Source organism: Pseudomonas sp. Pseu.R1 (assembly GCF_045764065.1).
Taxonomy (GTDB): domain Bacteria; phylum Pseudomonadota; class Gammaproteobacteria; order Pseudomonadales; family Pseudomonadaceae; genus Aquipseudomonas.
In genome coordinates this window covers 147,303-165,478 of the sequence record NZ_JBJGEE020000001.1, presented here as the reverse complement: position 1 = coordinate 165,478, position 18,176 = coordinate 147,303, and the positions used below count along the sequence as shown (strand labels likewise).

The window sequence follows — 18,176 nt, the reverse complement described above, 5'->3', positions numbered from 1 at the left end:
ATGAGATACCTATTTAGGACCGAGCCATTTAAATGACTTTTGAGAACCGGACTTATCCAGCCCAGACAAAGTAAGGCGGGCAATAAGCGCAGAAAAAATGATGTTGATACAAACGTCTATTTTCAAAAGACCAAGAACATTGATCCACTGAGCAGGAACAGCTCCGAGATTTGAAAAGGCATAATCCTTGGCTGCGTCTATGCCGAATTTAAGACCAACATAAGAAACGGCAGCAAAGCCCAAGCCACGAAGGAGTTTCCAGCCAAGTGCAGGCAGGGCAATACCGAGCATGCGCATGAACAAAGCAATTACTGCGGGCATTTTATGCGGCTCCTGTTGCAATAATTTGAGCAGCCCTGCGAGTTGCAAAGGCAACCATTAAGTAACCAAACCAATTTAAAAAGTCACAAAGACCATCAACGTTGGGATCAAACTGGCGAGAGGAACCATCAACCCATTCATAACTGACGGTGCTCAAAACAGGGCAAGAGGAACCGAATCTAGATGAAGTATCGATAAGTTTGGACATGTCATATGTATTTTCTGACTCAGGCTTGAGTGGCTGGAAGTCAGAACCAGCGAGATCCGAATTCATGGAATCAATTGCGGGTTTTGTTTTGGAATCGCTGAGGTCTCGGAAGTCCTTATCAGCGCAACGAGATTGTTGCTCTTGGCGAAGGACAGCGCATTGAATTACATCGCCAGAACAGGCGACGACGGTTTCACACTGCATGTCACCGGATACGGAATCCTGTTCGTCATCACCCTCCTCCCCTTCACCAGTACCAGAGTTACCAGTGCCAGAGCCATTACCGGGGGTGAGCTTGCCACCACCACATTCAGGACCGGTGCAAGTTGTAGAGTTCGGTTTACCAGTACCGTTTGCGTTGGTGCCACCGGTTGTAACAGTGACAGTTGTACCTGTCGTGCAGTTACCAATGCCTTTGCAAACAGTAGTGGTCGTTGTATTTGTGGTCTTTGTTGTAGTAGAGCCGTCAGAATTGCTAGTTGTAGTTTGCTCAGTCTTTGTAATAGATGCAGATGAAGACGGTTTAGGATTATCAACACAGACATAGGCACCGTTTGCAGTTCCGCACTGAGATTTGCCGGGATTGTCCTCGGACTTGGATGATATGCAAGTAAAACCACTGCCTGCCGGTATAGCGTTACATGGATCTTCCTTTACTTCCTTCTGAGGCTGGCCATCTGTACAGCTTGCACCGGAGCAATCAGAGGTTGATTGACCGTTCTTATCGTCCATCTTATCGCCAGTAACAGTGCCGGAGAATGTGCAGTCATAAAAAGGCGCAGTGCGAGTTACACAGATGCCAGTGCCGAGCTGGACAGCACAACCGTTCTTTGAAATGACACCCGAAGGACCGTCAGTTGTAGATTGAAATCTAAACGAAGGAATTTGGGTGCCTTTGAGAAGTGCGCACTTGTCGTCTGGGACAGAGCAAACGCCGGTTGAAGGGTCGTATGTACCACCAGAAGCACAAGAATCACCAACACGGGTAACAGACAAACCATAGATTTGACCAGTACCACCGCCTGCATCTTGCGAACGTTCAAATGTAGCAGAGCAACTTGCTTGATCACCTGAAACAGAGGTGCCAGTAACAGCAGGATTGTTGTAGCCCATCTGTTTAGCGAGCGCTAGACAGGCACTGGAGGGGCTGGAATACGTGAAACCCAACTGAGAAGTGCCCCAACGATACTCAGAAGCATGGGCAACAACAGGAACGAGTAAAAGCAAGGACACAAGGAGAAATTTAGCGACCTGTGCAGAGTAGGAAAAGGCCAGCTGTAACCCAAAACCAAACAAAATCATCAGGCGAGATATACATTTAATATTCCCCATAACTATCTCCGAGGCAAAAAAAAGCCCGGATGGAGAAAATCCACCCGGGCGAACGGAACAGGTATTAAGTACCTGCGCGCATGGCCTTCTTAGCGGCACCAATCAAGGTGACCAAGCCAAACATGGCACCGGTAACGAGACCAGCAGCAGTGATGCCACCGGCGATGTACAGAAGCGCCTTAGTAGTGTCGATATCACCCTCAGCAGCCTGTGAAAGCGAAGCCAAGGAAATCAGACCAATTACAGCAGACGCACGAAGTGCAGGAACATTGATACGCATAAATGTGACCTCAATTAAACAGCAGTACGAACGGTTCTACAGACCCAAACGAAAACGAAGAAACAGAGCAAGCCCGTTCCGATTTCGGCACGCTGAGCCCAGGTTAACGAGGGAGTTAAAGAATCCCTCATTTCTTGAACGGTGAAAGTCTGTAGATGACCGTCACAGACGGGAGTACCGTCATTCTGGACTTGCCACATACCATCACAGCCCAAAAAATTCATGATCAAGCACTCTTAACAGATTGAGGCGAACTAGCAGCACGCTCAACAAGTTGAACAGGTGGACCTTGCAAGTTGTAACGAATACGGGGGTTGTCTTTGTAGTAAGTATCAATCTCGTCGGTAAAAGGAGCATAAACCTCAGTACCGATGAGCTGGCGATAAACGTTCTGAAGGCCGCGCTTGTAATCCTCGCCGCGTACCTGAAACTCCATAACATTGGTCACATCAAAGCCATTTCGATTCTTTGAAGTAACACCGAGACCGATGATGGAGTAAGCCTTGTCGCCCTCCCCTCGGTTCAATACGTCTTGGATAAAACCTTTAGCAATTTTCATATTAATTACTCCCTAAATATCGCGCAATGCGGACAGCTTGCGAGGTTTGTGCAAAGCCCATTGGGGCACGGTGATTTCTTTGTCTCGTCTAAAAGTGCGAAACGAACGCTTTCCGGCAGCGCGTTTAATGTGTGAATCTGCCAAAGACTGTACAAACTTACGCATAAGCTCGTTACAGAGGTCGCGAGCAAGAACAGGGTCAGAGATAAAACGAGCAATGTGCATCTCCACAGACCAGCGCAGCAATTGATATTCTGATTTGTTCATGAGAAAAAATGCTTAATCGCAAGAAAGATGAAAATAGAAAGACCAAGAATTCCACAGAAATCAACAAATCCGTGTAAAAGACTTTTCAGATACCATTTCATTCAAAAGCCCATCCATTCAGCAATGCATGGTGTTCCGGTTTCACGAACTTCGGGATAACCGTAACGGGTGAATTCATCAGCCATGCGCCAGTAGTTACGAGACTCTTGCGAAGGCGCAAGTTGATAAAACTCTACGGGCTTTGGAGGGCCGACAAACATTCGGGATTCCAATTTCTCACGAAGAGCAGAAAAATCAGGAACAGTATACGAACGCTGATGGCGCAAAGACTGCTCTAACTTATTTCGCGCAGCTTCACGATAACCCTCTGTGCGAGTGGAGAGGCTGATACGATTCATGCTGCCACCAATTGGAGATGTCGCGGAAGTTGCGCGGCGCGATAAAACGATGGTGCAACAACGTCGAGTGAAACCTCAACCTCACGAACATTATGAATGAAGACAACACCATGGCGGGCAGAGTCATGTGGCATCTTAATGTCGATACCAATGCGTCGAAGACGAGCGCGGTGCTCCTGAACAGCGGACTTGTTGAAATCAAAGGTTGCGCCATTCATCCACTCATACGCATAACCAGCAGTGCGACCAGCAGCCTGAACTGACTTGCAAACGCCCTTGCTAATAAGTTCCTGCGTAATACTGACAACGTCATAAGCTTCGAGATTCATCTTGTCACCTACTCTCAGAAATTCACCATGAACTTCCCACAAATCAGCCTCTTTAAAGAGACCCCAATAGCAATGACGCTCACGCTGCAAATGCTCAGAGCGCAACTTAATCTCATATCGGACCATTCCGACAGAGGCACACCAGTCCCGCAAAGACAGGACGTAACGATATTCATCAGAATCTTCAGTAAAGGTCCGCTTGACCTTACGGAGCAAATGCGCAGTTATTTCAGCAGCTTTGTTATAAACACCGGGATAAACCAGCCTGCCCGCTTTTTCACCACCCTTTGGAGTCCAAACGACAGTGTTGCAATCTGGATAAAGGTAACCAATAGAATGGCGAAAGCGCTGACTGGACAAGCCACGAAGATAAGCCCGCTCATTGTTACGGCCAACATAAGCGTTGCAAGTCAGGTCAAGACGCTGAAATACAGCACCGTCAACAATAGCGTTGCCGTTTTGTAAACGCTGAACACTTGTGCAACGAGTCATAGCAGGCAAGCCAAGCTCGATAAGAATTGAATTGATGACACGCATGCAATGATCAAGACTCGTAAGACCAAACACGTTATCGAGACGATTGATGCGTGAAGGATTCCCATCAACGGTGATTTTTCGGCCGCAAACGTGAATGCGCATGCTTGTGCAATAGCTGCCTTCAGCCATGAAGGCTGGAGCGGTTTCGGCAAGAAGCTCGTCAGTCTCACCGTCAAAATGACGAATGATCCGACTAGACTTCTTCGGAAGGTCAAAGGGGTATTCCTGATAGACCTTCACCCAGTCGTAGAAGCCAGGGCAATCGCTTTCATGGGTCCAAGGAGCTTTCACGCCGAAATCCTGTCAATACCAATATTCCGACCGAAACGATACGATTTTCAGTAATGCACGGTCAACTGAAATTTCGACCTGAATGGTCGGAATATCGAAACTGTATGGACAGACAGGAGATAGGATCAGGTGCAGATTTTCGACCATAGAGAAATCGACATGAGCATCGGGGAAAACCTACGCAAAGCAAGAAACGCAAAGGAGTCTCCCAAGCTGCGATCGCCGAAAAAGTGGGCGCGGGGAAGACCACATACATCGGATGGGAGCACGACACGAACCCACCACCGGCAGACAAGCTGGTGGACTTAGCGAAAGAGCTAGGCGTTTCCGTTGAGGGGCTTCTATTCGGCGACGATGGGGGAATTAGCGCGGAAATGATGGATATTTTCAGAAGATTTGACGCACTACCTGCTAACGCGAAGACTCAAGCACGCATGCTTTTGAGAGCGCTACTGTTCACGCTGGAAAACGGCACGGACGGAAAAGCAGAAGTCGCGGCATGACAAAAACCCCGGAGTTCCGGGTAAAGTGGGGGTGTTACAGCACCCACCCCGCCAGATCCAAAACCGCAGGAAGCGCGATGCTGAAGTGGATACTGATTTTGGCCCTGAACGGGGCCTATGAGTGCAAGGCACCTTCATGAACGAGACAGACTGCGAGAAGGCCGCAATGGCAGCAGTGAACGACGCAAAAAGCCAGAACAAGCGACTACTCGCCGGCTGCTATCAGCAGGTTTCAGTCACTAGCTGGTCAGGCCGATAAGATCAAGAGCCCCTCCGGGGGCAAGCCCTTTGCTTGGCGGCGGGAGGCCGGGAGGAAAAGCGCCTCCCAGCCACCCTTGCGGAGGTTAAAGGGGATCGGGGCTGGTAAAGGGTCCGCTACGCTCCGGGTCTCCGTTTATCGCGACGATAAAGCGTGTCACGACAAGCCGGGGACGCGGCCCTTGACCTGAGAGGGATCGGGGAAGGATTAGCCGAAAAAAGCGCTCAGAAGCGATCAAAGGGGCCTCGCATAATGGACGTTATGCGAAATCGGCGACCGGGCGCTGTGCGATTTTCCCGGTCACCGATTCAGCCTGGCGGCAGCGAGTAACATAACGTCTGTCACATTATACGAACCCCTGAGTCATTCAGATTGGGCCATCTGCGCGCGACGGCGTTCGAGCTCGTTGCCGACTACACGCTGGACATCAGAAAGACGCTCATAAGCAGCGCGAAGCTGGTTTGAATCAAGCTGAACAGCAAAATGACGAAGATGAATAAGCTCGTCGAGAAGCTGAGGAAAATCAAAATCTTGCATCGTCATAACATATCCGGGTTTGGTCATTTTCATGGTGATCATTATACGAATCACTGAATCATTGGTGACGCCATGGGCGGCTTGCAAGCTCAGTGTCAGCAACGATTGTCGGAGTCGTTGCGTGTGATGAGACGTCCCTTCGATCTGCGGCTGCGAGCCCTCGCCGCTGATCTACGGGAACGTCAGGTTTTCGGGATGAAAGACCGGATGGCGTGGAAATCGCGGGCATCTGCCTGGTGTCGTCGAAATAACCATTCTCAACGACTGACATGCAGAATTCCAAGCTGGTTTTGATCCTGGTGGACTGCTGCGAATAACACTGGCAGGCAGTCTGTTGGCCGCGGTATTCACCTACCTCCTGACCGCGTTGTTTGGCGGTACTAACAAGACGAATATCGGTGGACGCGAGACAAGTTGGACGAGGAAAATCACGGGGCTTATTGACCTCATCATAACGTGGTGAAGTTGAAGGAACGTCAGCGATACGTGGCCTGTATTGCTCAGTGTAATCAGTCTGAACAGTCTTAACGGGGACAGTCTTAATACGGGATGCAGGCTCAGCGGAAACAACATCAGGCTTAGTGGACGTGGCAGAAAGGCGCTGCTTTTCCTCGTCGCTATTATGAATTACCCACCAGAGTCCTCCAGCGAGCAAGGCAATAGGCACGAGTGTAAGAAGAATGATAAGGGGCATCATTTTGACAAAAGAAGGAGTGACTTTCTTATGAGTATGAACGGTAGAGGATTTGTATAGACCAAAGTAATGAGAGTCGAATTCTATCTTGGATTCCTGAGCCATCTTGAAATTAGAACGACGCTCAGGGCTGTCGATACACATTTCATATTCATGCCTAAATATGCCTTTGGTCCTGCCATAAGGCCTCAGAAAGTTAATGTGCTTACCGACAAGCTTGCGGACTGGAAGGCAAACAAGAGACGGATGTTGCGTAATCAAGTGGATGTCATGGCCCTGATGACGGTGTTTTTCAAACCGTGTAACCTTGTCAACACGCGTTCTAACGTCAGTGCCAAAGGTGCCTTGTGCTTCGTCAATGACGATAACGGAACCGTCTGGAAGATCGTACCAAAGGTCTGGAGTATCGAACTCGACCCATTTGGACCGGAGCTTATCAATTTTGAGTTCAGGGATACCATGATAGTAAATGGTGCGAGGAGGCAAAGAAGGATGTTCAGGATCTTTATGCAAGCGAAGATCGGGATTGAAAGGATCAACGGCGTGCTCTTCATCGATCTCCTTAATGGTGTTGAGAGTCTTACCAGCACCCGGCAAACCAGTACGTAAAAATAACATGATGAGATACCTATTTAGGACCGAGCCATTTAAATGACTTTTGAGAACCGGACTTATCCAGCCCAGACAAAGTAAGGCGGGCAATAAGCGCAGAAAAAATGATGTTGATACAAACGTCTATTTTCAAAAGACCAAGAACATTGATCCACTGAGCAGGAACAGCTCCGAGATTTGAAAAGGCATAATCCTTGGCTGCGTCTATGCCGAATTTAAGACCAACATAAGAAACGGCAGCAAAGCCCAAGCCACGAAGGAGTTTCCAGCCAAGTGCAGGCAGGGCAATACCGAGCATGCGCATGAACAAAGCAATTACTGCGGGCATTTTATGCGGCTCCTGTTGCAATAATTTGAGCAGCCCTGCGAGTTGCAAAGGCAACCATTAAGTAACCAAACCAATTTAAAAAGTCACAAAGACCATCAACGTTGGGATCAAACTGGCGAGAGGAACCATCAACCCATTCATAACTGACGGTGCTCAAAACAGGGCAAGAGGAACCGAATCTAGATGAAGTATCGATAAGTTTGGACATGTCATATGTATTTTCTGACTCAGGCTTGAGTGGCTGGAAGTCAGAACCAGCGAGATCCGAATTCATGGAATCAATTGCGGGTTTGTTTTGGAATCGCTGAGGTCTCGGAAGTCCTTATCAGCGCAACGAGATTGTTGCTCTTGGCGAAGGACAGCGCATTGAATTACATCGCCAGAACAGGCGACGACGGTTTCACACTGCATGTCACCGGATACGGAATCCTGTTCGTCATCACCCTCCTCCCCTTCACCAGTACCAGAGTTACCAGTGCCAGAGCCATTACCGGGGGTGAGCTTGCCACCACCACATTCAGGACCGGTGCAAGTTGTAGAGTTCGGTTTACCAGTACCGTTTGCGTTGGTGCCACCGGTTGTAACAGTGACAGTTGTACCTGTCGTGCAGTTACCAATGCCTTTGCAAACAGTAGTGGTCGTTGTATTTGTGGTCTTTGTTGTAGTAGAGCCGTCAGAATTGCTAGTTGTAGTTTGCTCAGTCTTTGTAATAGATGCAGATGAAGACGGTTTAGGATTATCAACACAGACATAGGCACCGTTTGCAGTTCCGCACTGAGATTTGCCGGGATTGTCCTCGGACTTGGATGATATGCAAGTAAAACCACTGCCTGCCGGTATAGCGTTACATGGATCTTCCTTTACTTCCTTCTGAGGCTGGCCATCTGTACAGCTTGCACCGGAGCAATCAGAGGTTGATTGACCGTTCTTATCGTCCATCTTATCGCCAGTAACAGTGCCGGAGAATGTGCAGTCATAAAAAGGCGCAGTGCGAGTTACACAGATGCCAGTGCCGAGCTGGACAGCACAACCGTTCTTTGAAATGACACCCGAAGGACCGTCAGTTGTAGATTGAAATCTAAACGAAGGAATTTGGGTGCCTTTGAGAAGTGCGCACTTGTCGTCTGGGACAGAGCAAACGCCGGTTGAAGGGTCGTATGTACCACCAGAAGCACAAGAATCACCAACACGGGTAACAGACAAACCATAGATTTGACCAGTACCACCGCCTGCATCTTGCGAACGTTCAAATGTAGCAGAGCAACTTGCTTGATCACCTGAAACAGAGGTGCCAGTAACAGCAGGATTGTTGTAGCCCATCTGTTTAGCGAGCGCTAGACAGGCACTGGAGGGGCTGGAATACGTGAAACCCAACTGAGAAGTGCCCCAACGATACTCAGAAGCATGGGCAACAACAGGAACGAAAAAAACACAAAGAAAAAAGAGAGAAAAAGGCCAAAAAACCAAACAAAATCATCAGGCGAGATATACATTTAATATTCCCCATAACTATCTCCGAGGCAAAAAAAATGGAAAAAAAACGGAACAGGTATTAAGTACCTGCGCGCATGGCCTTCTTAGCGGCACCAATCAAGGTGACCAAGCCAAACATGGCACCGGTAACGAGACCAGCAGCAGTGATGCCACCGGCGATGTACAGAAGCGCCTTAGTAGTGTCGATATCACCCTCAGCAGCCTGTGAAAGCGAAGCCAAGGAAATCAGACCAATTACAGCAGACGCACGAAGTGCAGGAACATTGATACGCATAAATGTGACCTCAATTAAACAGCAGTACGAACGGTTCTACAGACCCAAACGAAAACGAAGAAACAGAGCAAGCCCGTTCCGATTTCGGCACGCTGAGCCCAGGTTAACGAGGAGTTAAAGAATCCCTCATTTCTTGAACGGTGAAAGTCTGTAGATGACCGTCACAGACGGGAGTACCGTCATTCTGGACTTGCCACATACCATCACAGCCCAAAAAATTCATGATCAAGCACTCTTAACAGATTGAGGCGAACTAGCAGCACGCTCAACAAGTTGAACAGGTGGACCTTGCAAGTTGTAACGAATACGGGGGTTGTCTTTGTAGTAAGTATCAATCTCGTCGGTAAAAGGAGCATAAACCTCAGTACCGATGAGCTGGCGATAAACGTTCTGAAGGCCGCGCTTGTAATCCTCGCCGCGTACCTGAAACTCCATAACATTGGTCACATCAAAGCCATTTCGATTCTTTGAAGTAACACCGAGACCGATGATGGAGTAAGCCTTGTCGCCCTCCCCTCGGTTCAATACGTCTTGGATAAAACCTTTAGCAATTTTCATATTAATTACTCCCTAAATATCGCGCAATGCGGACAGCTTGCGAGGTTTGTGCAAAGCCCATTGGGGCACGGTGATTTCTTTGTCTCGTCTAAAAGTGCGAAACGAACGCTTTCCGGCAGCGCGTTTAATGTGTGAATCTGCCAAAGACTGTACAAACTTACGCATAAGCTCGTTACAGAGGTCGCGAGCAAGAACAGGGTCAGAGATAAAACGAGCAATGTGCATCTCCACAGACCAGCGCAGCAATTGATATTCTGATTTGTTCATGAGAAAAAATGCTTAATCGCAAGAAAGATGAAAATAGAAAGACCAAGAATTCCACAGAAATCAACAAATCCGTGTAAAAGACTTTTCAGATACCATTTCATTCAAAAGCCCATCCATTCAGCAATGCATGGTGTTCCGGTTTCACGAACTTCGGGATAACCGTAACGGGTGAATTCATCAGCCATGCGCCAGTAGTTACGAGACTCTTGCGAAGGCGCAAGTTGATAAAACTCTACGGGCTTTGGAGGGCCGACAAACATTCGGGATTCCAATTTCTCACGAAGAGCAGAAAAATCAGGAACAGTATACGAACGCTGATGGCGCAAAGACTGCTCTAACTTATTTCGCGCAGCTTCACGATAACCCTCTGTGCGAGTGGAGAGGCTGATACGATTCATGCTGCCACCAATTGGAGATGTCGCGGAAGTTGCGCGGCGCGATAAAACGATGGTGCAACAACGTCGAGTGAAACCTCAACCTCACGAACATTATGAATGAAGACAACACCATGGCGGGCAGAGTCATGTGGCATCTTAATGTCGATACCAATGCGTCGAAGACGAGCGCGGTGCTCCTGAACAGCGGACTTGTTGAAATCAAAGGTTGCGCCATTCATCCACTCATACGCATAACCAGCAGTGCGACCAGCAGCCTGAACTGACTTGCAAACGCCCTTGCTAATAAGTTCCTGCGTAATACTGACAACGTCATAAGCTTCGAGATTCATCTTGTCACCTACTCTCAGAAATTCACCATGAACTTCCCACAAATCAGCCTCTTTAAAGAGACCCCAATAGCAATGACGCTCACGCTGCAAATGCTCAGAGCGCAACTTAATCTCATATCGGACCATTCCGACAGAGGCACACCAGTCCCGCAAAGACAGGACGTAACGATATTCATCAGAATCTTCAGTAAAGGTCCGCTTGACCTTACGGAGCAAATGCGCAGTTATTTCAGCAGCTTTGTTATAAACACCGGGATAAACCAGCCTGCCCGCTTTTTCACCACCCTTTGGAGTCCAAACGACAGTGTTGCAATCTGGATAAAGGTAACCAATAGAATGGCGAAAGCGCTGACTGGACAAGCCACGAAGATAAGCCCGCTCATTGTTACGGCCAACATAAGCGTTGCAAGTCAGGTCAAGACGCTGAAATACAGCACCGTCAACAATAGCGTTGCCGTTTTGTAAACGCTGAACACTTGTGCAACGAGTCATAGCAGGCAAGCCAAGCTCGATAAGAATTGAATTGATGACACGCATGCAATGATCAAGACTCGTAAGACCAAACACGTTATCGAGACGATTGATGCGTGAAGGATTCCCATCAACGGTGATTTTTCGGCCGCAAACGTGAATGCGCATGCTTGTGCAATAGCTGCCTTCAGCCATGAAGGCTGGAGCGGTTTCGGCAAGAAGCTCGTCAGTCTCACCGTCAAAATGACGAATGATCCGACTAGACTTCTTCGGAAGGTCAAAGGGGTATTCCTGATAGACCTTCACCCAGTCGTAGAAGCCAGGGCAATCGCTTTCATGGGTCCAAGGAGCTTTCACGCCGAAATCCTGTCAATACCAATATTCCGACCGAAACGATACGATTTTCAGTAATGCACGGTCAACTGAAATTTCGACCTGAATGGTCGGAATATCGAAACTGTATGGACAGACAGGAGATAGGATCAGGTGCAGATTTTCGACCATAGAGAAATCGACATGAGCATCGGGGAAAACCTACGCAAAGCAAGAAACGCAAAGGGAGTCTCCCAAGCTGCGATCGCCGAAAAAGTGGGCGCGGGGAAGACCACATACATCGGATGGGAGCACGACACGAACCCACCACCGGCAGACAAGCTGGTGGACTTAGCGAAAGAGCTAGGCGTTTCCGTTGAGGGGCTTCTATTCGGCGACGATGGGGGAATTAGCGCGGAAATGATGGATATTTTCAGAAGATTTGACGCACTACCTGCTAACGCGAAGACTCAAGCACGCATGCTTTTGAGAGCGCTACTGTTCACGCTGGAAAACGGCACGGACGGAAAAGCAGAAGTCGCGGCATGACAAAAAACCCCGGAGTTCCGGGGTAAAGTGGGGGTGTTACAGCACCCCCACCCCGCCAGATCCAAAACCGCAGGAAGCGCGATGCTGAAGTGGATACTGATTTTGGCCCTGAACGGGGCCTATGAGGTGCAAGGCACCTTCATGAACGAGACAGACTGCGAGAAGGCCGCAATGGCAGCAGTGAACGACGCAAAAAGCCAGAACAAGCGACTACTCGCCGGCTGCTATCAGCAGGTTTCAGTCACTAGCTGGTCAGGCCGATAAGATCAAGAGCCCCTCCGGGGGCAAGCCCTTTGCTTGGCGGCGGGAGGCCGGGAGGAAAAGCGCCTCCCAGCCACCCTTGCGGAGGTTAAAGGGGATCGGGGCTGGTAAAGGGTCCGCTACGCTCCGGGTCTCCGTTTATCGCGACGATAAAGCGTGTCACGACAAGCCGGGGACGCGGCCCTTGACCTGAGAGGGATCGGGGAAGGATTAGCCGAAAAAAGCGCTCAGAAGCGATCAAAGGGGCCTCGCATAATGGACGTTATGCGAAATCGGCGACCGGGCGCTGTGCGATTTTCCCGGTCACCGATTCAGCCTGGCGGCAGCGAGTAACATAACGTCTGTCACATTATACGTAACAATGTGTTTCGTTTTAAGGGAGGCCTCTTGAGAATTTCACAAACCAATCAACCCCTCCATATCACTCCAACCTGGTCATCAACCACACCTGCCGTTATCCCCGGATTATTCACTCACATCCCAGTCATCGTCGCCACATTCCCCCACGACTGCACGCCGGACCACTTCGTCAAGATTCTCGCCCACGATGTTTCGCGCATCCCGCATCTCTGCACCACCAGGATTTACCATGTCTTGCGCTGAAACAATCATCCTGCGTGCGCAAGTTTTAGTGCATCGGTGTCCGCTCGCCAGGCGTTTGCAAATTCAGCGCTGTGCGGCGCCGCTGCTAGCGACAGTCGTCGCTTGGCAACGAGATGAACAGGCAGCGCCATAATCGTCAAAGCGCTGAATTCGTTGCATTTAAAGAACAGAAGTCGCGGTAGACTTCATCAAGCCGGGAAATGTCATCGACGAAGATGTACGTAAGCGTATGAAACGACCGGAAAACATTTGGTGATACGGCTGTTGATCCAGGCCCGTTTGGATGATGTTTAACGTGTGCCTCAGCTATTTGGAGGATGCTGGTGCAAAATTGCAATATCCGATAACTGTCAGACCCGGATATCGCACATTGTTGCTCACCGGATCTGCTGCCGCCTAACCAGCAGATCCGGGCCAATCTCTTCAAGGCGGCTCAGCCCTAACATCCCGATATCATTCTTGGGGCGGCGTTAATACACTCGGCGCGGCTGTTTCGGCGGTTTTGGCGGTCGCATTGACGTCCGGGGACGGGGTGTAGATCGTTCGGCTACAACGGGGAACCCACCAGGCTGCGCCTGATCCAGCCATACAGGTTCAATCCCTCACGCGACAACTCGCTGTCGGCCCGCCGGCACAGGTAATAGCCGCGCCCGTCATCGACCGTGGCGTCGAACAGCTTCACCAGTTCACCACTAGCCAGATAAGGTGCCACCAGCGGCTCGCGCAGCAACGCACAGCCCAGCCCGGTCAGGGTCGCGGTCAACGCCAGTTGCCCATCCTCGAACAGCAAGCCGTTGAGCGCTGCCGGATGCCGTACGCCCTGCGCCTGAAACCATTGCGCCCAGGTCCCGCGTTCTTCGTCGTGCAGCAGAGGCAGATCGGCCAGCGCGTCAGGCGCCTCGATCGGGCCGTGGCGCTGCAAAAACGCCCGGCTGCAAAACGCGGCCATGGCGCCGGAAATCAGCGGCTCGCTGTGGTAGCCCGGCCAGTGCCCGGTACCGAACCGAATCGAGATGTCTGCCGCGTCACTCGGGTAGCTGCGGTGGTTGGCGTAAGTGACATTGATGTCCAACCCGGGATTCTCACTGAGAAACGTCGGCAGGCGGGGAATGAATAGGTTAATACCAAACAGCGGGATCAGGCTGATGGTCACCTGGCGCATCGCCGATTTTTCCCGCACATGGTCCGTGGCGCTGCGCAGCACGGCAAAGGCTGAGCGAATGGCCCGGTAATACTCGCGCCCTTCTTCGGTCAGGATGAGGTTGCGCCCCTGCCTGAAGGTCAGCGGCTGCTGCAAAAACTCCTCCAGTAAACGCAACTGATGGCTGATGGCCGACGCCGAGATGTCCAACTCACGGGCAGCGGCGTTAACACCGCCGTGCCTGGCAAAGGCTTCGAATGTGCGCACTGCACGCAGCGGCGGATCATTGTCTAACTGTTCTGTATTTTTCATGTATTGAGGATAATCTAAAATAACGCGCTGAAAACAGGCCTAAATCGACGATAAAATCGCTTTTCTCTTTCGTTATAAGCATAGCGCTTTCAGATATTTGATAAATATAGAACACATCATTACTGTGGCGCGTCCTTCTGGCCGACGCTACGCGCGCGGTCTTTACGCCGAATGAGGCTTTACCGCAACAATGGATACCCTGATACAGCAATTGCTCAACGGCCTGATGCTCGGCAGCTTGTATGCCTTGATCGCGCTGGGCTACACCATGGTCTACGGGATTCTGCGCATCATCAACTTCGCCCACGGCGACCTGTTGATGATGGGTGCCCTGATCGGCCTGTCGATCATTCGTTTCCTGCAAGCCCTATTCCCTTCCCTGCCCGGCTTGTGGGTGTTGTTGCTGGCGACCCTGGGCGCCATGGTCGCCTGTGCGGTGCTCGCGATGCTGATCGAGCGCGTGGCGTATCGGCGTCTGCGCAACGCGCCACGCCTGGCGCCGCTGATCAGCGGCATCGGCGTGTCGCTGCTGTTGCAGACCGTGGCCATGCTGCTGTGGTCACGCAACCCGCAGATGTTCGTACAGTTGCTGCCGCTGGACCCGATCGAAATCACCGCAGGCGACGACAGTCACGCACCTGCCATTACCAACGCCACAGCCATCGCCACCGTAGGCATTGCCTTGGCGCTGATGGCCGCGTTGCTGGTGCTGGTGAACCACACCCGCCTGGGGCGCGCGATGCGAGCTGTGGCAGAGAATCCGCAAGTCGCAAGCCTCATGGGCATCAACCCTGACCGGGTAATCATGCTGACGTTCGCCATCGGCGGTGCGCTGGCGGCACTGGCCGGCATCATGATGGCCAGCAACTACGGCAGCGCGCACTTCTACATGGGCTTTTTGCCCGGTATCAAGGCATTTACCGCAGCCGTTCTGGGCGGCATCGGCAACCTCAAAGGGGCGATGGTCGGCGGCATTCTGCTGGGCCTGATCGAAGCCTTGGGCACGGGGTATCTCGGGGAGGCTACTGGCGGCGTGTTCGGCAGCAATTATCAGGATGTGTTCGCCTTCATGGTGCTGATCGCCGTGCTGGTGCTGCGCCCTTCCGGCCTTCTGGGCGAACGACTGGCGAGCCGCGCATGACTGTCGAATCCATTCTGTCCACCCCCGCACCCCGCGCGAAAATCGGCCTTGTGCTGTTCACTGTCGCCTTGCTGTTGGCCCCGTGGTTAGTGGGCCAGGCAGGCGGCAACGCCTGGGTTCGCACGCTGGACTTCGCGCTGCTGTACATCATGGTCGCACTGGGCCTGAACATCGTCGTCGGTTACGCCGGGCTGCTCGACATGGGCTTCATCGCCTTCTATGCCGTGGGCGCGTACTTGACGGCGCTGCTCACCTCGCCTCACTTGCTGACTCAGTTTCCGGCACTGGCAGCTGCCCTGCCCGATGGCTTGCACCCCCCACTGTGGTTGACCCTGCCGCTGGCGGCACTGTTGGCCGCCGGGCTGGGTATACTGCTCGGTGCGCCGACGCTGCGTCTGCGCGGCGACTATCTGGCGATTGTCACGTTGGGCTTCGGCGAGATCATCCGCATCCTCATGCGCAACCTCGACCGTCCTGTCAATATCACCAACGGCGCCAAAGGCATCGCCTCGGTGGACCCGGTGCACCTGTTCGGCGTGAACCTGGCCCGCACGCAGGAGTTGTTCGGCCTGCGCATGCCCTCGGTTTACCTCTATTACTACCTGTTCGCCGTCGCAATGGTGCTGATTCTGTTCGCCTGCATCCGCTTGCAGCAGTCGCGCATCGGCCGCGCCTGGCTGGCGATTCGCGAAGACGAACAGGCCGCCGAGGCCATGGGCCTCAACACCCGCAACCTGAAATTGCTGGCGTTCGCCATGGGCGCCGGGTTCGGTGGTATCGGCGGTGTGTTGTTCGCCTCGTTTCAGGGCTTCGTGTCGCCCGAGTCGTTCAGCCTCAACGAGTCGATTGCCGTGCTGGCGATGGTGGTGCTGGGCGGCATGGGCCACATCCCCGGCGTGATCCTGGGCTGTGTGCTGCTCGCTGCGTTGCCGGAAATCCTGCGCGCCAGCATGGGCGCCTTACAGCAGACGCTGTTCGGTCAGGTGCTGGTGGATCCGGAAATCATCCGCCAGTTGTTTTACGGGCTGGCCTTGATTCTGGTCATGCTCTATCGCCCTTCCGGGCTCTGGCCTGCACCTCATGGAGGTGCGCGATGAGTACCGCACTGCTGCAGATCGAACACGTCAACAAGCACTTCGGCGGTGTGGCGGCGTTGTCCGATGTCAGCCTAAGCATCGAAGCCGGGCATATCCACGGCCTGATCGGGCCCAACGGCGCGGGCAAGACCACGTTCTTCAACGTCATGACCGGGCTGTACCGCGCGGACGCCGGACGTTTCAGCCTCGCCGGTCAGACCTATCAACCGTCGTCGGTGCACAAAGTGGCGCAGGCGGGCATTGCCCGTACGTTCCAGAACATTCGCTTGTTCAACGCCATGAGCGCGCTGGAGAACGTGATGGTCGGCCGTCACATCCGCACCCGCAACGGCCTGTGGGCGGCGCTGACCCGTCATCGGCGCGCCCGCCAGGAAGAACAGGACACCCGTGAGCGAGCTCACCAGTTGCTGGACTACGTGGGCATCGGGCACTTCGCCGATTACCGCGCCGACAGCCTGTCTTACGGCCACCAGCGACGTCTGGAAATCGCCCGGGCACTGGCCACCGAACCGCGCCTGCTGGCCCTCGACGAACCTGCTGCCGGGATGAACCTCAGTGAAAAGCAGCAGTTACGTGAATTGCTGGAAAAAATCCGCGACGACGGCCATACCGTGCTGCTCATCGAGCACGACGTGAAGCTGGTGATGGGCATTTGCGACCAGTTGACCGTGCTCGATTACGGCCAGGTCATCGCACGGGGCACCCCCGATCTCGTCCGCCAGCACCCCGCCGTCGTTCAAGCCTATCTGGGAGCCAGCGCTCATGTCTGACACCTTGCTGAATATTCAGGGGTTGAGCGTTCATTACGGCGCCATCGTTGCGGTGAAGTCGCTGGACCTGCACATTGCCGAAGGCGAACGGGTCACCCTGATCGGTGCCAACGGCGCGGGCAAGACCTCGACCCTTAAAGCCCTGACTGGCCTGCTGCCAATCAGCGCAGGCCAGATCCGGTTCGCAGGCCGCTCGACGCAGGGCGCTGCCGCACACGACTTGCTGCGCCAGGGTATCGCGATGGTGCCCGAAGGCCGGGGTGTTTTTGCCCGCATGAGCGTGGTGGAGAACTTGCAGGCGGGCGCCTTCCTGCGCCGCGATCAGGCGCAGATAAAAGCCGAGATCGATCACTGGCTGACCCTCTTTCCTCATCTTCAACGCCGCGCCCGGCAGCCTGCGGGCCTGCTGTCCGGTGGCGAGCAACAAATGCTGGCGCTGGCCCGGGCATTGATGTCGCGCCCGCGCCTGCTGGTGCTGGACGAACCGTCGATGGGGCTGGCGCCGATCATGGTGGAGAAGATTTTCGAGGTCATCGACCGCGTCTGTGGTCACGGCATGACCCTGCTGCTGGTGGAGCAAAACGCCCGTCTGGCGTTGCAGGTCTGTCAGCGCGCCTACGTCATGGACAGCGGCCGGATCAGTCTGCAAGGCGCTGCGAAAGACCTGCTGGACGACCCATTGGTCAGAGCCGCCTATCTGGGCGAATGAATCCGAACCGCCACCGGGCCTCCGGAGCCACTTAA

Annotated in this window: 24 protein-coding genes and 1 pseudogene; 7 read left to right on the top strand and 18 right to left on the bottom strand. The window is 52.6% G+C overall.

The window, feature by feature from the left end; all coding sequences use genetic code 11:
- Nucleotides 1–9 precede the first annotated feature (9 nt).
- From ACI5GA_RS00715 to ACI5GA_RS00685, 7 genes are all read right to left on the bottom strand, one after another.
- Nucleotides 10–321 carry a DUF2523 domain-containing protein gene (locus ACI5GA_RS00715; RefSeq protein WP_421421139.1) on the bottom strand — a complete coding sequence of 104 codons (312 nt, stop codon included), beginning with the start codon at nucleotides 319–321 and terminating at the stop codon, nucleotides 10–12.
- Nucleotide 322: 1 nt separating this feature from the next.
- The gene (locus ACI5GA_RS00710; RefSeq protein WP_421421143.1) at nucleotides 323–1,861 is read right to left on the bottom strand and encodes a hypothetical protein; all 1,539 of its coding nucleotides are present in this window, start codon (nucleotides 1,859–1,861) and stop codon (nucleotides 323–325) included.
- A gap of 64 nt (nucleotides 1,862–1,925) precedes the next feature.
- Nucleotides 1,926–2,141, bottom strand: coding sequence for a hypothetical protein (locus ACI5GA_RS00705; protein ID WP_421421134.1), 216 nt, complete (start codon nucleotides 2,139–2,141; stop codon nucleotides 1,926–1,928).
- A 226-nt stretch (nucleotides 2,142–2,367) separates the two neighbouring features.
- Nucleotides 2,368–2,700 carry a hypothetical protein gene (locus ACI5GA_RS00700; RefSeq protein ID WP_421421132.1) on the bottom strand — a complete coding sequence of 111 codons (333 nt, stop codon included), beginning with the start codon at nucleotides 2,698–2,700 and terminating at the stop codon, nucleotides 2,368–2,370.
- A 12-nt stretch (nucleotides 2,701–2,712) separates the two neighbouring features.
- Nucleotides 2,713–2,967, bottom strand: a complete 255-nt coding sequence (locus ACI5GA_RS00695) for a hypothetical protein (protein ID WP_421421130.1) — start codon at nucleotides 2,965–2,967, stop codon at nucleotides 2,713–2,715.
- Between the two features lie 101 nt (nucleotides 2,968–3,068).
- A complete protein-coding gene (locus ACI5GA_RS00690) occupies nucleotides 3,069–3,365 on the bottom strand; it encodes a hypothetical protein (RefSeq protein ID WP_421421127.1) in 297 nt (98 codons plus the stop codon).
- Nucleotides 3,362–4,522 (bottom strand): phage/plasmid replication domain-containing protein, encoded by a 1,161-nt coding sequence (locus ACI5GA_RS00685; protein WP_421421125.1) that lies wholly within the window; start codon nucleotides 4,520–4,522, stop codon nucleotides 3,362–3,364. Before ACI5GA_RS00685 ends, ACI5GA_RS00690 begins: the two co-directional genes overlap by 4 nt.
- A gap of 203 nt (nucleotides 4,523–4,725) precedes the next feature.
- Here ACI5GA_RS00685 and ACI5GA_RS00680 point away from each other — a divergent pair.
- Nucleotides 4,726–5,025, top strand: a pseudogene (locus ACI5GA_RS00680) (helix-turn-helix domain-containing protein); the annotation flags it as partial.
- A 622-nt stretch (nucleotides 5,026–5,647) separates the two neighbouring features.
- Here ACI5GA_RS00680 and ACI5GA_RS00675 read toward each other — a convergent pair.
- From ACI5GA_RS00675 to ACI5GA_RS00630, 10 genes are all read right to left on the bottom strand, one after another.
- Nucleotides 5,648–5,854, bottom strand: a complete 207-nt coding sequence (locus tag ACI5GA_RS00675; protein WP_421421142.1) for a hypothetical protein — start codon at nucleotides 5,852–5,854, stop codon at nucleotides 5,648–5,650.
- A 25-nt stretch (nucleotides 5,855–5,879) separates the two neighbouring features.
- Nucleotides 5,880–7,133 (bottom strand): zonular occludens toxin domain-containing protein, encoded by a 1,254-nt coding sequence (locus ACI5GA_RS00670; RefSeq protein ID WP_421421141.1) that lies wholly within the window; start codon nucleotides 7,131–7,133, stop codon nucleotides 5,880–5,882.
- A 10-nt stretch (nucleotides 7,134–7,143) separates the two neighbouring features.
- Nucleotides 7,144–7,455: a DUF2523 domain-containing protein gene (locus tag ACI5GA_RS00665; protein ID WP_421421139.1), complete on the bottom strand. Its 312-nt coding sequence runs from the start codon at nucleotides 7,453–7,455 to the stop codon at nucleotides 7,144–7,146.
- Between the two features lies 1 nt (nucleotide 7,456).
- Nucleotides 7,457–7,729, bottom strand: a complete 273-nt coding sequence (locus tag ACI5GA_RS00660; RefSeq protein WP_421421138.1) for a hypothetical protein — start codon at nucleotides 7,727–7,729, stop codon at nucleotides 7,457–7,459.
- Nucleotides 7,726–8,922: a hypothetical protein gene (locus ACI5GA_RS00655; RefSeq protein ID WP_421421136.1), complete on the bottom strand. Its 1,197-nt coding sequence runs from the start codon at nucleotides 8,920–8,922 to the stop codon at nucleotides 7,726–7,728. The genes ACI5GA_RS00660 and ACI5GA_RS00655 overlap by 4 nt, the downstream gene beginning before the upstream one ends.
- 85 nt (nucleotides 8,923–9,007) lie before the next feature.
- Nucleotides 9,008–9,223, bottom strand: coding sequence for a hypothetical protein (locus ACI5GA_RS00650; protein ID WP_421421134.1), 216 nt, complete (start codon nucleotides 9,221–9,223; stop codon nucleotides 9,008–9,010).
- A 225-nt stretch (nucleotides 9,224–9,448) separates the two neighbouring features.
- Nucleotides 9,449–9,781: a hypothetical protein gene (locus tag ACI5GA_RS00645; RefSeq protein ID WP_421421132.1), complete on the bottom strand. Its 333-nt coding sequence runs from the start codon at nucleotides 9,779–9,781 to the stop codon at nucleotides 9,449–9,451.
- 12 nt (nucleotides 9,782–9,793) lie between these two features.
- Entirely contained in the window at nucleotides 9,794–10,048 is a 255-nt protein-coding gene (locus ACI5GA_RS00640) for a hypothetical protein (protein ID WP_421421130.1), read from the bottom strand.
- Between the two features lie 101 nt (nucleotides 10,049–10,149).
- The gene (locus tag ACI5GA_RS00635; RefSeq protein WP_421421127.1) at nucleotides 10,150–10,446 is read right to left on the bottom strand and encodes a hypothetical protein; all 297 of its coding nucleotides are present in this window, start codon (nucleotides 10,444–10,446) and stop codon (nucleotides 10,150–10,152) included.
- Nucleotides 10,443–11,603: a phage/plasmid replication domain-containing protein gene (locus ACI5GA_RS00630; RefSeq protein ID WP_421421125.1), complete on the bottom strand. Its 1,161-nt coding sequence runs from the start codon at nucleotides 11,601–11,603 to the stop codon at nucleotides 10,443–10,445. Before ACI5GA_RS00630 ends, ACI5GA_RS00635 begins: the two co-directional genes overlap by 4 nt.
- Before the next feature lie 129 nt (nucleotides 11,604–11,732).
- Between ACI5GA_RS00630 and ACI5GA_RS00625 the strand changes: the two genes are divergently transcribed.
- Nucleotides 11,733–12,107, top strand: coding sequence for a helix-turn-helix domain-containing protein (locus ACI5GA_RS00625; RefSeq protein WP_421421123.1), 375 nt, complete (start codon nucleotides 11,733–11,735; stop codon nucleotides 12,105–12,107).
- Nucleotides 12,108–12,188: 81 nt separating this feature from the next.
- Nucleotides 12,189–12,371 carry a hypothetical protein gene (locus ACI5GA_RS00620; protein WP_421421121.1) on the top strand — a complete coding sequence of 61 codons (183 nt, stop codon included), beginning with the start codon at nucleotides 12,189–12,191 and terminating at the stop codon, nucleotides 12,369–12,371.
- A gap of 1,147 nt (nucleotides 12,372–13,518) precedes the next feature.
- On the opposite strand, the gene ACI5GA_RS00615 is transcribed toward ACI5GA_RS00620, so the two are convergent.
- Complete coding sequence (locus ACI5GA_RS00615; protein WP_421421120.1) at nucleotides 13,519–14,424, bottom strand: LysR substrate-binding domain-containing protein; 906 nt, start codon at nucleotides 14,422–14,424, stop codon at nucleotides 13,519–13,521.
- 190 nt (nucleotides 14,425–14,614) lie between these two features.
- On the opposite strand from ACI5GA_RS00615, the gene ACI5GA_RS00610 reads away from it, so the two are divergent.
- From ACI5GA_RS00610 to ACI5GA_RS00595, 4 genes are read left to right on the top strand one after another with little or no spacing between them, the layout of a single operon-like run.
- Complete coding sequence (locus tag ACI5GA_RS00610; protein WP_421421118.1) at nucleotides 14,615–15,565, top strand: branched-chain amino acid ABC transporter permease; 951 nt, start codon at nucleotides 14,615–14,617, stop codon at nucleotides 15,563–15,565.
- On the top strand, nucleotides 15,562–16,662 hold the full coding sequence (locus ACI5GA_RS00605) for a branched-chain amino acid ABC transporter permease (RefSeq protein ID WP_421421116.1): 1,101 nt from the start codon (nucleotides 15,562–15,564) through the stop codon (nucleotides 16,660–16,662). Before ACI5GA_RS00610 ends, ACI5GA_RS00605 begins: the two co-directional genes overlap by 4 nt.
- Complete coding sequence (locus ACI5GA_RS00600; protein ID WP_421421114.1) at nucleotides 16,659–17,432, top strand: ABC transporter ATP-binding protein; 774 nt, start codon at nucleotides 16,659–16,661, stop codon at nucleotides 17,430–17,432. The genes ACI5GA_RS00605 and ACI5GA_RS00600 overlap by 4 nt, the downstream gene beginning before the upstream one ends.
- Nucleotides 17,425–18,141, top strand: coding sequence for an ABC transporter ATP-binding protein (locus tag ACI5GA_RS00595; protein WP_421421112.1), 717 nt, complete (start codon nucleotides 17,425–17,427; stop codon nucleotides 18,139–18,141). The genes ACI5GA_RS00600 and ACI5GA_RS00595 overlap by 8 nt, the downstream gene beginning before the upstream one ends.
- Nucleotides 18,142–18,176: the final 35 nt, after the last annotated feature.

Excerpts from the sequence above, each read along its gene's own strand:
- ACI5GA_RS00670 (WP_421421141.1), bottom strand. The coding sequence starts at position 7,133 with ATGTTATTTTTACGTACTGGTTTGCCGGGTGCTGGTAAGACTCTCAAC.
- ACI5GA_RS00645 (WP_421421132.1), bottom strand. The coding sequence starts at position 9,781 with ATGAAAATTGCTAAAGGTTTTATCCAAGACGTATTGAACCGAGGGGAG.
- ACI5GA_RS00665 (WP_421421139.1), bottom strand. The coding sequence starts at position 7,455 with ATGCCCGCAGTAATTGCTTTGTTCATGCGCATGCTCGGTATTGCCCTG.
- ACI5GA_RS00705 (WP_421421134.1), bottom strand. The coding sequence starts at position 2,141 with ATGCGTATCAATGTTCCTGCACTTCGTGCGTCTGCTGTAATTGGTCTG.
- ACI5GA_RS00715 (WP_421421139.1), bottom strand. The coding sequence starts at position 321 with ATGCCCGCAGTAATTGCTTTGTTCATGCGCATGCTCGGTATTGCCCTG.
- ACI5GA_RS00615 (WP_421421120.1), bottom strand. The coding sequence starts at position 14,424 with ATGAAAAATACAGAACAGTTAGACAATGATCCGCCGCTGCGTGCAGTG.
- ACI5GA_RS00620 (WP_421421121.1), top strand. The coding sequence starts at position 12,189 with ATGCTGAAGTGGATACTGATTTTGGCCCTGAACGGGGCCTATGAGGTG.
- ACI5GA_RS00610 (WP_421421118.1), top strand. The coding sequence starts at position 14,615 with ATGGATACCCTGATACAGCAATTGCTCAACGGCCTGATGCTCGGCAGC.
- ACI5GA_RS00690 (WP_421421127.1), bottom strand. The coding sequence starts at position 3,365 with ATGAATCGTATCAGCCTCTCCACTCGCACAGAGGGTTATCGTGAAGCT.
- ACI5GA_RS00700 (WP_421421132.1), bottom strand. The coding sequence starts at position 2,700 with ATGAAAATTGCTAAAGGTTTTATCCAAGACGTATTGAACCGAGGGGAG.
- ACI5GA_RS00660 (WP_421421138.1), bottom strand. The coding sequence starts at position 7,729 with ATGAATTCGGATCTCGCTGGTTCTGACTTCCAGCCACTCAAGCCTGAG.
- ACI5GA_RS00650 (WP_421421134.1), bottom strand. The coding sequence starts at position 9,223 with ATGCGTATCAATGTTCCTGCACTTCGTGCGTCTGCTGTAATTGGTCTG.
- ACI5GA_RS00710 (WP_421421143.1), bottom strand. The coding sequence starts at position 1,861 with ATGGGGAATATTAAATGTATATCTCGCCTGATGATTTTGTTTGGTTTT.
- ACI5GA_RS00605 (WP_421421116.1), top strand. The coding sequence starts at position 15,562 with ATGACTGTCGAATCCATTCTGTCCACCCCCGCACCCCGCGCGAAAATC.
- ACI5GA_RS00695 (WP_421421130.1), bottom strand. The coding sequence starts at position 2,967 with ATGAACAAATCAGAATATCAATTGCTGCGCTGGTCTGTGGAGATGCAC.
- ACI5GA_RS00600 (WP_421421114.1), top strand. The coding sequence starts at position 16,659 with ATGAGTACCGCACTGCTGCAGATCGAACACGTCAACAAGCACTTCGGC.
- ACI5GA_RS00675 (WP_421421142.1), bottom strand. The coding sequence starts at position 5,854 with ATGAAAATGACCAAACCCGGATATGTTATGACGATGCAAGATTTTGAT.
- ACI5GA_RS00595 (WP_421421112.1), top strand. The coding sequence starts at position 17,425 with ATGTCTGACACCTTGCTGAATATTCAGGGGTTGAGCGTTCATTACGGC.
- ACI5GA_RS00640 (WP_421421130.1), bottom strand. The coding sequence starts at position 10,048 with ATGAACAAATCAGAATATCAATTGCTGCGCTGGTCTGTGGAGATGCAC.
- ACI5GA_RS00635 (WP_421421127.1), bottom strand. The coding sequence starts at position 10,446 with ATGAATCGTATCAGCCTCTCCACTCGCACAGAGGGTTATCGTGAAGCT.